Origin of the sequence: uncultured Porphyromonas sp. (genome assembly GCF_915070105.1) — a bacterium.
Classification (GTDB): domain Bacteria; phylum Bacteroidota; class Bacteroidia; order Bacteroidales; family Porphyromonadaceae; genus Porphyromonas.
The window spans coordinates 1-12,322 of sequence record NZ_CAJZFJ010000065.1; the positions used below are offsets into that span (position 1 = coordinate 1).

At 56.9% G+C, this 12,322-nt stretch carries 9 protein-coding genes and 1 tRNA gene; 9 read left to right on the forward strand and 1 reads right to left on the reverse strand.

What is annotated here, in order from left to right; translation table 11 throughout:
* Positions 1-222 precede the first annotated feature (222 nt).
* The 5 genes from QZ554_RS06885 (at position 223) to QZ554_RS06905 (ending at position 5,416) form a co-directional block, all read left to right on the forward strand.
* Positions 223-600, forward strand: a complete 378-nt coding sequence (locus QZ554_RS06885) for a DUF3276 family protein (RefSeq protein WP_297195317.1) — start codon at positions 223-225, stop codon at positions 598-600.
* 138 nt (positions 601-738) lie between these two features.
* Positions 739-2,052: a tRNA (N(6)-L-threonylcarbamoyladenosine(37)-C(2))-methylthiotransferase MtaB gene (gene mtaB, locus QZ554_RS06890; RefSeq protein WP_297195318.1), complete on the forward strand. Its 1,314-nt coding sequence runs from the start codon at positions 739-741 to the stop codon at positions 2,050-2,052.
* A 17-nt stretch (positions 2,053-2,069) separates the two neighbouring features.
* Entirely contained in the window at positions 2,070-3,014 is a 945-nt protein-coding gene (locus QZ554_RS06895) for a lysophospholipid acyltransferase family protein (RefSeq protein WP_297195319.1), read from the forward strand.
* Positions 3,015-3,077: 63 nt separating this feature from the next.
* On the forward strand, positions 3,078-4,112 hold the full coding sequence (locus QZ554_RS06900) for a glycosyltransferase family 2 protein (protein ID WP_297195321.1): 1,035 nt from the start codon (positions 3,078-3,080) through the stop codon (positions 4,110-4,112).
* An 11-nt stretch (positions 4,113-4,123) separates the two neighbouring features.
* Positions 4,124-5,416 carry a replication-associated recombination protein A gene (locus QZ554_RS06905; RefSeq protein ID WP_297195322.1) on the forward strand — a complete coding sequence of 431 codons (1,293 nt, stop codon included), beginning with the start codon at positions 4,124-4,126 and terminating at the stop codon, positions 5,414-5,416.
* Between the two features lie 722 nt (positions 5,417-6,138).
* Here the strand turns inward: QZ554_RS06905 and QZ554_RS06910 are convergent.
* A tRNA-Leu gene (locus QZ554_RS06910) sits at positions 6,139-6,220 on the reverse strand.
* Positions 6,221-6,784: 564 nt separating this feature from the next.
* Between QZ554_RS06910 and QZ554_RS06915 the strand changes: the two genes are divergently transcribed.
* The 4 genes from QZ554_RS06915 (at position 6,785) to ahpF (ending at position 11,957) form a co-directional block, all read left to right on the forward strand.
* On the forward strand, positions 6,785-8,008 hold the full coding sequence (locus QZ554_RS06915; RefSeq protein ID WP_297195324.1) for a PepSY-associated TM helix domain-containing protein: 1,224 nt from the start codon (positions 6,785-6,787) through the stop codon (positions 8,006-8,008).
* 219 nt (positions 8,009-8,227) lie between these two features.
* Positions 8,228-9,070 (forward strand): aldo/keto reductase, encoded by an 843-nt coding sequence (locus QZ554_RS06920; protein WP_297195325.1) that lies wholly within the window; start codon positions 8,228-8,230, stop codon positions 9,068-9,070.
* A gap of 571 nt (positions 9,071-9,641) precedes the next feature.
* Entirely contained in the window at positions 9,642-10,208 is a 567-nt protein-coding gene (gene ahpC, locus QZ554_RS06925) for an alkyl hydroperoxide reductase subunit C (RefSeq protein ID WP_297195327.1), read from the forward strand.
* Positions 10,209-10,409: 201 nt separating this feature from the next.
* Positions 10,410-11,957, forward strand: a complete 1,548-nt coding sequence (gene ahpF, locus QZ554_RS06930; RefSeq protein ID WP_297195328.1) for an alkyl hydroperoxide reductase subunit F — start codon at positions 10,410-10,412, stop codon at positions 11,955-11,957.
* Positions 11,958-12,322 lie beyond the last annotated feature (365 nt).

Here is a 12,322-nt window from a genome sequence, read left to right on the forward strand (position 1 = left end):
TAGGGCTCGCTTGTATATCTATTCCTTGGGGATAATACCTAGGATCTTTAGTGATGGGCTAAGGCTCCTTGGAATATGAAATAATGCTCCCGAAGAACCAAAGGCAGGAGTGTGCGAGCGAGATCATGCGTTGGCCCTAGTAGGGAGGGCAAGCGGAGTGTGATACTGCCGAAGATTCCGTACCTTCGTAGAGCGATTACATCCGCATAGCTGATAGAATTTATGGAGAAAGAATGGAGTGGCTCGACGCTCCTAGCTTCACAGAAGGTGAAGGCTGGGACACGATATTACTATATCGATGCTAAGCAAGATACGAAGGGGAACAAGTACATTGTCCTCTCCGAGACTAAGATGAAGGAAAGCGAAGGTAAGGTGGAGCGTCACCGTATCTTCATCTATGAGGAGGACTTTGCCAAGGTCTCCCAGGCACTCTTAGAGACGATCATGCAGGTCTCAGGAGGAGTACTTCAAGAGATGCCAGACCTAGGGGCGACCACCCGCCGAGCACCCCGAGGGATAGATACCCCACAGGAGGAGCGTGAGGGCGACCTGCAGATCCAGTCCTTTGACCTAGACTGGAAGGACGAGGATGAGGCTTAGCCGATAGCCCTACTTTACATTGACACAGCCTACCCACGGGCATCTCTGTGCTCTAGCTATAGGATACGATCCTCTAGCTGGTGCAGATAATCTATTCCCCGAGTGCCCACTCATGGGACGATATTCCCTAGTCCACTGATGATAGACTCTACGGTATTCCTAGACAAGACTGCAGCCTACTATACACTAGGCTGTAAGCTCAACTTCGCCGAGACCTCCACGATCGGCCGTTCGCTCCTACAGCAGGGCATTCGCACGGCTCGGCCGGGGGAGCAAGCGCAGATCTGTGTCATCAATACCTGCTCGGTCACGGAGCAGGCCGACCGCAAGTGTCGTAGCATGATCCGCCGAGCCCATCGGGAGCACCCCGGAGCCCTCGTCGTCGTCACTGGGTGCTATGCACAGCTTGACCCCGAGGAGGTCGCCGCCATAGAGGGGGTTAGCCTCGTACTTGGGGCGGAGCAGAAGCTCGATATAGCTCGCTACCTAGACCTCCTCCAGAGCGAAACCGATAGCTCGGGGGCACGTATTGTCCGTGGACGCACGAAGGATATACGCACCTTCCACCCAAGCTCCTCTTCGGACGAGCGTATCCGCCACTTCCTCAAGGTGCAGGATGGCTGTGACTATCACTGCACCTATTGTACTATCCCTCGTGCACGAGGACGTAGCCGCAGCGGTACGATCAGTGAGATCGTCGCCGAGGCTGAGCGTATCGCCTCGGTCGGGGGAAGGGAGATCGTCCTCACGGGAGTGAATATCGGAGACTTCGGGCGGGGAAGGGGGGAGACCTTCCTCGGTCTCGTGCAGGCGCTGGATCAGGTGGAGGGGATCGAGCGATTCCGTATCAGTTCCATCGAACCGAACCTACTCACCGAGGAGATCATAGACTACTGCGCCACCTCTCGGCGCATTGCCCCACACTTCCATATCCCCCTACAGAGTGGCAGCGACGAGGTGCTTCGTCTGATGAAGCGTCGCTATGACCGAGCCCTCTTTCGCTCACGTGTGGAGCATATCCGCCGTGTGCTACCTGATGCCTTTATCGGGGTAGATGTGATCGTGGGGACGAGGGGTGAGCAGGCTCACCTCTTCGAGGAATGCTATGAGTTCCTCCATAGTCTATCCTTCACCCAGCTCCACGTCTTCAGTTACTCGGAGCGTGAGGGCACGGCCGCCCTACAGATCCAGCATACGGTATCACCCACTGAGAAACACCGCAGGAGCCAGCGACTCATGCGCCTCAGCGAGGAGCACCTCAAGGCCTTCTATGCCTCCCAGCTAGGTAAGGAGCTCACAGTGATCTGGGAGCGTGGCGAGCATGACGGATGGATGATGGGGCATAGTGAGAACTACGTACGTGTGGCTCAGCCCTACGATGCAGATGCCGTAGGGACGATCACACGCTTCATCCCGAGGGAGCTCGATGCCTCGGGTACCTTTGTATATTAGATGGGCAACGTACGAGGATGAAGGGACGACTACCATACTATCTACTTCGCCTAGGCACGAGTCTACTGGCACACTTGCCCTGGTGGCTCATACACGTCCTCAGCCGAGCTCTAGCGTGGCTGATGGCTCACCTCGTACGCTATCGCCGTAGGGTCATACGGGAGAACCTCCGTAATAGCTTCCCCGAGCGGAGCGAAGCTGAGCAGCGACAGATCGAGTGGGACTTCTACCTACAGTTTGCCTACAACTTCCTCTCTACGCCCCGTCTCCTTCGCCTACCTCCCGAGGTGATCATGCGCCAGCACTTCCTCATCCCAGACCTCACTCCACTGCAGGAGGCTGTACGGGATCATCGGTGTGCCTTCGCTTGCCTTGGGCACTTGGGGAACTGGGAACTCTTCAGCACGGGACAGCTCTACTTCGATCAGATCGGTGTCACCATGGATCAGGTCTATCGTAGGCTGGAGGACCAGGCGATGGATGAGCTCTTCGCCGAGCAGCGTAGACGCTTCGGTGCCCTGCTGACTCCTAAGACCCTCGTGGTGCGTAGTCTCGTGGAGCACCTGAGGGAGGAGACGGATCGCCGCTATCTCATGGCGATGATCACCGACCAAGCCCCAGGCGTAGACCATGCCAACTACTTCACGGACTTCCTACACCAGCCCACGGCTATGCTGGATGGCGTGGAGCGTCTAGCTCGTAGGTACGACCTGCCCGTCCTCTACTTCGATATAGAGCGTACGGGCCCGATGCGCTTCATAGGACACTTCCACCTCATCACGAGTACCCCCCGAGAGCTCCCCGAGGGTGAGATCACCGAGCGGTATGCACGACTGCTGGAGGCGACGATACGCCGAGACCCTGCCCTATGGCTATGGAGCCACAAGAGGTGGAAGCGTCGCCTAGAGCACTACCCCCATGCCACCCTCAGCCCAAGCCTAAGAGCAATGCTGGAGCAGTAGTCCGTATAGCGACTACGCTCCCGCTCCACCATACCTACCACATCAGACTCCCTACTACACCCCATGCACCCCACCCAAGGAAAAGAGATCGCCGTCATCGTCCTCAACTGGAATGGACGAGACCTGCTGGAGCAGTTCCTCCCCTCGTGGATCGAGCATACCCCCGACTGTGCAGAGCTCATCATCGTGGACAACGGATCGACAGATGACTCTGTAGCCTTCGTCCAGTCACATTACCCCGAGGTCGCCACCCTCTGCTTCGATGAGAACTATGGCTATGCAGAGGGGTACAACCGTGCCATACAAGCCCTTGACTATCCTATCGTCGTCCTCCTCAATAGCGATGCTAGCCTCTCGGCAGGATGGCTAGATGAGCCCCTGCGTCTGCTCGGCGAGCACAGTGATGTCGTGGCCATACAGCCCACGATACGAGCCTATCATGAGCCTAGCCGCTACGAATATGCAGGTGCAGCGGGTGGGTATATAGATGCCTTTGGCTATCCCTTCTGTCGGGGGCGTATCTTCGATACCCTCGAGTATGACGAGGGGCAGTATGCTACCCCTGCGGAGATCTTTTGGGCATCAGGAGCCTGTCTCATAGTGCGACGCAGTGCTTACCTAGAGGTCGGAGGACTTGATCGGGACTTCTTTGCTCACCAAGAGGAGATCGACCTCTCGTGGCGTCTCAATGCCCGAGGCTATCGTATCCTTCATGTTCCGAGCTCCATCGTCTATCATGTCGGAGGAGGAACACTCTCGGCCGAGAGTCCACGGAAGGTCTTCCTGAACTTCCGCAACAACCTCCTCATGCTCTACAAGAACCTCCCCGCCCCTAGGCTCTACCGGGTCCTCCTCTGGCGGGTCTTCCTAGACACTCTGGCCTCACTAGTCTACCTTCTGAGCCTCCGCCCACAGCATGCCCTAGCGGTGCTAAGAGCCTGGCGGGGCTTCCTCGTTACCCGGGGGCGGTACGAGGCCGTGCGTGGGGAGAACCTTCGCCGTACCACCACAGCCCCCAGCCCTACTATCCTCAAGCCCTATAGCCTACTCTGGCACTACTATATCCTCCGTCAGCGTACCTATAGCCAGCTCCCCTGATCTATCCCTCTATGACGATACAGAAGCCTCTAGCCGAGCGCATGCGCCCAGAGACGCTGGAGCACTACTACGGACAGTCCCATCTAGTGGGAGCTAATGGAGTCCTACGGCGGATGATCGAGCAGCAACGTCTGCCCTCACTCATCCTCTGGGGTCCTCCAGGTGTGGGCAAGACCACACTCTCCGAGATCATCGCCCATAGCCTCTCCACGAGCTTCTACCAGCTCAGTGCCGTACACTCGGGGGTCAAGGATGTGCGCGAAGTGCTGGAGCGCATTACCTCGGAGCAAGGTGGCATCTTTGGCTCGGGGGTACGTCCGATCCTCTTCATCGACGAGATCCATCGCTTCAGCAAGAGCCAGCAGGACTCGCTGCTCGCTGCCGTAGAGCAGGGGATCGTCACCCTCATCGGAGCGACGACGGAGAACCCGAGCTTCGAGGTCATCCGCCCCCTGCTCTCCCGCTGCCAAGTCTATACCCTCAATCCCCTCACGGACGAGGAGCTCCTGGCGCTCCTCCAGCATGCCCTAACGACGGACGAACTCCTGAGTCGTAGGCGGATCACCATCGGCGAGAGTAACGCTCTGCTGCGCTACGCAGGTGGTGATGCCCGTCGGGCGCTGAACATACTAGAGCTGGTTACCCTCTCTACGACAGCCGACCCACTCGTCATCACGGACGAACTAGTCGGGCAAGGGGTGCAGGCCAATCCCATTGCCTTCGACAAGGGTGGGGAGCTCCACTACGACATCGCCTCTGCCCTGATCAAGAGCATACGGGGCAGTGATCCCGATGCAGCCATCTATTGGCTCGCTAGGCTGATCGAGGGAGGTGAAGATCCTTCGTTCATTGCCCGAAGGCTCATGATTTCTGCCTCCGAAGATATTGGTCTGGCTAATCCCAACGCACTACTGCTCGCTACGGCTTGTGCCGAGACGCTGGAGCGTATCGGTTGGCCCGAGGGACGTATCCCACTAGCGGAGACGGTCATCTACCTAGCGTGTAGTGAGAAGAGCAACTCTGCCTACCGAGCCATCGACGCAGCACTTGCTCGTGTACGTGCCACGGGCAACCTCCCTGTGCCCCTTCACCTACGCAATGCTCCCACCTCCCTAATGAAGGATCTCGGCTATGGAATAGGCTATCGCTATGCTCACGACTATCCAGAGCACTTTGTCCACCAGCAGTACCTGCCCGATGCCCTCGCACGTGAGCGGTTCTGGCAGAGTGACGAGGCGAACCCTGCCGAGCGACAGATGATGGAGCGGCAGCGTCACCGCTGGGGTGAGGATAGGGAGTCCTAGCCTCGGCCTACTACCTTCCCTCCCCATCCTCCCCTCGACCGCTCTCGCCACAGAGAGATAGAAGCCCCCCGCCCGAGATAGCCAGCTATCTCGGGCGGGGGGCTTCGGTTTAAGGCAGATGTATGTCCTCGCTAGAGGTCGGAGGCAAAGCGGTCGAGGAGCATGAGCTTCGATAGGGGGAATCAGCCTTCTGTGCGTAGCTAAGCAAGTCTCCACCTACTACCTAGGAGGCAAAAGTGTACACGTGTGTACACAACAGTATACCCACGTGTACACAACTGTATACACGTGTGTACACTACCTCGCTCTAAGTATGTCCTCCGTAGAGGGCTTGCTGGGATGTCTCTCGGGGCTGACTCCGATGTGCTCTGGGGGGATAACGGCTAAGCCCTCTTGTACACGAAATAATATGCCCCAAAGAGCCCAAGAGGGGAACATACCCAAAGAGATCATGCGCCGGATCGGCTCTTAGGGGAGGGTGAGGAGGGCTTTCAGAGTAGGAGGGGATAGGGCTTTGGGGGCAGGGGAGCGTTAGGCTTTTAGGCTAGGGAGGGAGGGGGACAGGCTAGGGGAGATTAGGGCTTTGGGGGCAGGGGAGTGTTAGGCTTTTAGGTTAGGGAGGGAGGGGGATAGGCTAGGGGAGATTAAGGCTTTTGGGGGGGAGTCTACCTGCGGGATAGAAGCAACTAAGGCTACCCCGCAATGGGATAGCCTTAGCTCTGTGCGGCTGAAGGGACTCGAACCCCCACGCCTCGCGGCATCAGATCCTAAGTCTGACGTGGCTACCAATTACACCACAGCCGCATACCGCTGTGAACTCATCTGTGAGACGAATTTCACGCCACAAAGGTAATGCAATTTTCGGACTTTCCAATAGCACCTATATAATACTCCCTATATTAGGGCTCTTTTTTGCTCCCCACTTAGCTCTCTAGTGCGATGTTTTATAGGTCTTTGTGCCGATTGCGGTACCTGCTACCTACTTTTCTTATCTGTACCTTTCCCAAGGAGCATAGGGTGATAATTGCTTGCTCGGGGGAGGGTCGAACCGAAGGGGTAGGACTAGGGTTATACTTAGCAAGGGTGCTTGCCTAGGCTACTTAGTGTGCGTATCTTTGCCTACAAATCGAGTTGGATCTCTTCGTGTCACTATCTCCTCAGAGACGAATACTACAGCTCCTCGTGCTGTTTATCGCCACCACAGTCTGCCCGTTAGCTATGTGCAGAGCCTGCGAAGGCTCTTGTACACCAGAGGGGCATCACCTATATTCCCAGCTCCTGTTCCCGCCCCACTTGTGATCCTCGGGGAGGGTAACTGCTCCAGCATGCATCCAATGACAATCCATACAAACGAATATTCCCCAACCCATGCGTAAGCTATTTAAGAGACTTCACCTCTGGCTCTCACTGCCCTTTGGGCTCATCATCATGACGACCTGCCTGACGGGGGCATTGCTGGCCTTCGAGCAGGAGCTCACCCAGCTGGCCTTTCCCAGCCGTTATAGGGTCGCTCAGGTGCGGGCCGAGAAGCTCCCCATACAGACACTCATTGATCGGGCAGCAGCCACACTGCCTGACTCGGTGTCGATCACAGGTGTGACTATACCCAGCGACCCTGAGCGCACCTATACGCTCGGTCTCTCGAAGCCTCGGAAGGCAGGTCTGCTCATCGACCCCTACACGGGCGAGGTCAAGGGGCGTAGCGATCGCACCCCCTTCTACTCGGTCGTCTTCCGCCTGCACCGCTGGCTCCTAGACAACATGAAGCCTGCAGGCGAAGGGATCTTCTGGGGGCGCATCATCGTCGGTACGAGTACCCTCCTCTTCATCTTTGTCCTCATCTCGGGGCTTGTGATCTGGTGGCCACGCAAGCTGAAGGACCTCCGCAAGCAGCTCCGCATCTCCCTACACCATGGCCGTCACCGCCTCTTCTATGGCCTACATGCTGTGGGAGGGGTCTATGTCAGCCTCCTTCTGCTGATAGTTGCCCTAACAGGTCTCACCTGGTCCTTCGAGTGGTATCGTACGGGCTTCTACGGGCTCTTCGGTGTCTCCGTGGAGAAGAAGGGGAAGGATGCCACTGCTAAGGGGGGCGGTAAGCCAGAGGCACGGGCTGACAAGGACAAGCCTGCCGACAAGCGTCCCGAGGGACAAGCTCCCCGAGGAGAGGGCCCAGAGCGTGAGAGTAAGGACAAGCCTAAGGCGCCGAAGACCTACCTCCTCTGGGATCAGGTCTACCGCGAGGTCGCTACCCGATCCAATGCCTATCACGAGATCAATATCTCCGAGGATGAGGCTCGTGGTATGCTCGGTTCGCTGAACTCAGCTGGGAACAATCAGGCTGCCGACACCTATCACTTCGATGCCGAGACGGGGGCGATCACCAAGGTCAAGCTCTATAAGGATGCCAAGCTGGAGAAGACCCTCAAGGGCTGGATCTATACCGTGCATACAGGTGCGTGGGGTGGGCTCGTGACACGTATCTTGGCGTGTCTGGCAGCACTCTTCGGTGCAAGTCTTCCTCTGACGGGCTACTACCTCTTCTTCAAACGCAAGCTTGCCCAGCGACGCAACAAGGCCAAGAAGGCGTAACTCTGCGCCATACCTCCTCGGGCTCATACCTTAGCCGTCCCGCCCGAGCGTTCATATCCGTAGGTAGCACCCCGAGAGGATTTAGGTTCATCGGGGTGCTACCTTTCCTTTTCCTCTCTTCACTAGTGCTGTGGAGCTGGGCAAGAGGATAGCATGTAAAGTTCTGTTACCTTTGTGGTAAGCAAGTAACTATCTCCATTCATACAAGCAATAATCAGTATGCAGACCATCAAACTAAACAATGGCGTAGAGATGCCTCAGCTCGGCTATGGTGTCTTCCAAGTCTCTCCCGAGGAGTGCGAACGCTCAGTGAGCGAAGCCATCCAAGTCGGCTACCGCTCTATAGATACCGCCCAGATCTATCGGAACGAAGAGGGCGTAGGCCACGCTATCCATAAGAGTGGTATCTCTCGTAGCGAGTTCTTCATCACGACCAAGGTGTGGATCTCCAATGCCGGCTACGAGCGTGCCTTAGCCTCCATCGATGAGTCCCTGCGCCGACTACAGACGGACTATATAGACCTACTACTCGTTCATCAGCCCTTTGGCGACTACTATGGTACGTACCGAGCTATGGAGGAGGCTTATCGTGCAGGGAAGCTAAGGGCTATCGGGGTCAGCAACTTCCTCGTAGACCGCTTCCTCGACCTCGCCCACTTCGTCGAGATCCCACCTGCTGTCAATCAGGTAGAGACCCACGTCTTCACACAGCAGCAGGAGCTCCAGCAGGTGATGCAGGAGACGGATACGAAGCTGATGTCTTGGGGGCCTTTCGCCGAGGGGAAGAATGACTACTTCCGCACTCCTACCCTCGTAGCTATAGGAGAGAAGTATGGGCGTAGTGCTGCGCAGGTCGCCCTACGCTACCTATTACAGAAGGAGATCATCCTCATCCCGAAGAGCGTGCGGCGGGAGCGTATGGCGCAGAACTTCGATATCTTCGACTTCGCCCTCGATGCTGAGGATATGGAGCGTATCAAGGAGCTGGATACCAAGAAGCCCCTCATCGCTGATCATCGGAACCCCGAGTTCGTTCGCTTTATCCTCGGTGTGACTCTCTAGCCACGCAGACTGCCCTGCTGTGACTTCGTCCCTTGGCTAGTCTCCGCCTAGCCTTCCTACTCGCTACGCCTTCTGCAGACTGCAGAGCTAGATAAGCATCTTAGGGCTTCTCTCCTCGGTAGGGGGAGGTTGGGCTACCGAGGGGATGATGAGGGCTGTCGGTAGCTGATGGATTTGCCCCCCTTGCGAAGGGGCTTTGATGCCCATTCCGACATCCCTATCCCGATCCTATAATGAGCCCGCAAGAGGACTCGGTATGATCGCCCTCGTCACCTTACATAGGTGATGGAGGCGATCATTATATGTTCGATCTCCCCCTCTCGGTATGTCCTCTAGCACCCTCCCGCAATGCCCGATATAGAGCGTGTTACGTCGGGTCGTTTTGCTTGCTCATCTTCCCCTACCCATCGAGGGGCGGTGAGGGGGAGGGAGGGGGAGATTTAGCCCCCTAATTAATATTGTATATGGAGGTATAAATGGAGGCAATTGGAGGGGTGAGGGGCTTGACGTATCTTTGCATCGTAATCAGAGAAATCATCAAGAATTATAATCATTTAACAACGATTCAAGCATGAGCATTATCAATAGCCAGATGCCCGAGTTTAAGGTCAATGCCTACCGCAAGGATAAGGGCTTCTTCGAAGTAACGAACGAAGACCTCAAGGGTAAGTGGAGCATCTTCTTCTTCTATCCCGGTGACTTCACCTTCGTTTGCCCTACGGAGCTAGCTGACCTAGCTGACCACTACGAAGAGTTCCAGGCTCTCGGTGTAGATATCTATTCGATCAGCACCGACTCCCACTTTGTTCACAAGGCATGGGCTGACGCTACGGATACGATCGCACGTGTACAGTATACGATGCTCGCTGATATGACCTTCGAGCTCTCCTACGCTATGGGTGTCCTCGGCGAAGAGTCTGGTCAGGCTTACCGTGGTACGTTCCTCTTCAACCCAGAGGGCGAGGTCAAGATCGCAGAGATCCACGACAACGGTATCGGTCGTGACGCTAGCGAACTGCTCCGTAAGGTCAAGGCTGCTAAGTTCGTCTACGAGCACCCAGGTCAGGTGTGCCCTGCTAAGTGGAAGGAAGGCGATGCTACGCTCAAGCCCAGCATCGACCTCGTAGGCAAGATCTAGTCTACCTAGCCTTCGCCAAGCCGTGCTAAGCGGGTAGCCCCCCTGCCCGAGGCACGCTGTCCCCCGCCTTAGGAGCCCGTATCGACACATCACGATACCACCCTAAGCCGAGGAATACCATACGGGGAGAGGTATAGCTCATGGGTACATGGGCTGTCCTCTCCCCTTTTTTTACCCCAACCACTAGACATATATTATACAATGTACCTAGAACAGAACATCCTAGATCAGCTGCGTACGCTCTTCGCCGAGCTACGCCACTCCTATACACTCCTCGTCGAGCACCCCGCAGGTGCCAAGGGTGATGAGCTCCTGGCGATGATCACGGACTTCGCCTCCGTGAGCGATCGCTTGACCCTCGAGGATAAGGCCAGTGATAGCCTTCGCCTCACGATCCTACGTGATGGGCAGAAGACAGGCATCTCCTTCCGTGCGATCCCCTCTGGACACGAGTTTACCTCTCTCATCCTCGCAGTCCTCAACGCTGACGGGCAGGGACGTAACCTACCCGATGAGGCTTTCGTTGCTCGTATCCAGGCGCTCAATGCCCCGCTGAAGCTGACGACCTATGCCTCCCTCACCTGTACCAACTGCCCCGAGGTGGTGCAGTCACTGAACCTCCTAGCCCTCTACAACGAAGGCATCGAGCACGAGATGGTCGATGGCGCTATCTACACCGAGGAGGTCGAGCGTCTAGGTGTTAGCTCTGTCCCCGCAGTCTATGTGGGCGAGGATCTGATCCATGTGGGTAAGGCTACCCTCGGGGAGCTCCTCCTAGCACTAGAGCAGCGTGTGGGCTCTCGCCCTACGGAGCTAGAGGGACAGCGCAGAGAGCTAGACCTCGTGGTCGTCGGAGCAGGCCCCTCAGGTATCGCCTCGGCTATCTATTCGGCTCGTAAGGGACTCCGTGTAGCAGTCGTAGCAGAGCGTATCGGCGGACAGGTCAATGAGACGACCGGTATCGAGAACATTCCCTCCGTCCCCTCCACCACGGGGACACAGCTCGCCGCAGACCTACGCCGTCATGCCGAGCAGTATGGGATCGCCCTTCTAGAGAGCCGTCAGGTCACCAGCATCGAGCTCGTAGACTCTATGAAGGAGGTCAAGACTTCGCTCGGTGAGACCCTCGTCGCTCCACAGGTCATCCTCGCTACGGGGGCCTCGTGGCGCAAGCTCGGGGTGCCAGGTGAGGCCGAGTATATCGGGCGTGGGGTAGCCTTCTGTCCACACTGTGATGGCCCATTCTTCAAGGGCAAGGACATCGCAGTCATCGGTGGGGGTAACTCCGGGATCGAGGCCGCCATCGACCTAGCAGGTATCTGCCGTAGTGTCGTCGTGCTGGAGTATATGGATGAGCTCCGTGCTGACATCGTCCTACAGGAGAAGCTCGCACAGCTCCCCAACGTCACCGTACGCCGTGGCATCGCTACGCGCGAAGTAGTAGGTGATGGGAAGAGCGTCGTCGGGCTACGCATCGCTCCCCGAGATGGAGGTGATGAGGAGACACTTCGCCTAGATGGTCTCTTTGTGCAGATCGGGCTGGCTGCCAATACCAAGCCCTTCGAGGGTCTCGTAGAGCAGCGCCGTGGCGAGATCGTTATCGACGAACGCTGCCGTACCTCCGTGGAGGGTATCTACGCTGCAGGAGACTGCACGACCGTACCCTACAAGCAGATCGTCATCGCTATGGGTGAGGGAGCCAAGGCCGCACTCACAGCCTTCGACGATCGCATACGCTCAGGACGCTAGAGACGTCCATAGCCATTCCCCTAAGTGCCTGCCTCTCCCCGCCACTTCGAGGGGAGAGGGAGCGCACTAACCCAAGGGAGAGGTGGGGGCGAGTCATACCTCCCTGATTATTACTATCCACTGTTAGCCTTCTCGCCCCCTCTCTTTCTCCCTGCTCTCCCTGTGGGTGAGTAGTCTCCAGCCCCTAATCTTCGATGATGAAGGTTAGGGGCTAGGTGTATAGTAGGGTGGGGTGCGGGTGTTATGAGCCCGAGGGCCGACGCATGATCACGCTCGCACACTCCTGCCTTTGGATCTTCGGGGATATTATTTCATATCCCAGGGAGCCTTAGCCTATCCCTAGAGATCCTACGTATTATCCCCAA

Coding starts and splice junctions, on each gene's coding strand:
- QZ554_RS06885 (WP_297195317.1), top strand. CDS start 223: ATGGAGAAAGAATGGAGTGGCTCGACGCTCCTAGCTTCACAGAAGGTG.
- mtaB (WP_297195318.1), top strand. CDS start 739: ATGATAGACTCTACGGTATTCCTAGACAAGACTGCAGCCTACTATACA.
- QZ554_RS06895 (WP_297195319.1), top strand. CDS start 2,070: ATGAAGGGACGACTACCATACTATCTACTTCGCCTAGGCACGAGTCTA.
- QZ554_RS06900 (WP_297195321.1), top strand. CDS start 3,078: ATGCACCCCACCCAAGGAAAAGAGATCGCCGTCATCGTCCTCAACTGG.
- QZ554_RS06905 (WP_297195322.1), top strand. CDS start 4,124: ATGACGATACAGAAGCCTCTAGCCGAGCGCATGCGCCCAGAGACGCTG.
- QZ554_RS06915 (WP_297195324.1), top strand. CDS start 6,785: ATGCGTAAGCTATTTAAGAGACTTCACCTCTGGCTCTCACTGCCCTTT.
- QZ554_RS06920 (WP_297195325.1), top strand. CDS start 8,228: ATGCAGACCATCAAACTAAACAATGGCGTAGAGATGCCTCAGCTCGGC.
- ahpC (WP_297195327.1), top strand. CDS start 9,642: ATGAGCATTATCAATAGCCAGATGCCCGAGTTTAAGGTCAATGCCTAC.
- ahpF (WP_297195328.1), top strand. CDS start 10,410: ATGTACCTAGAACAGAACATCCTAGATCAGCTGCGTACGCTCTTCGCC.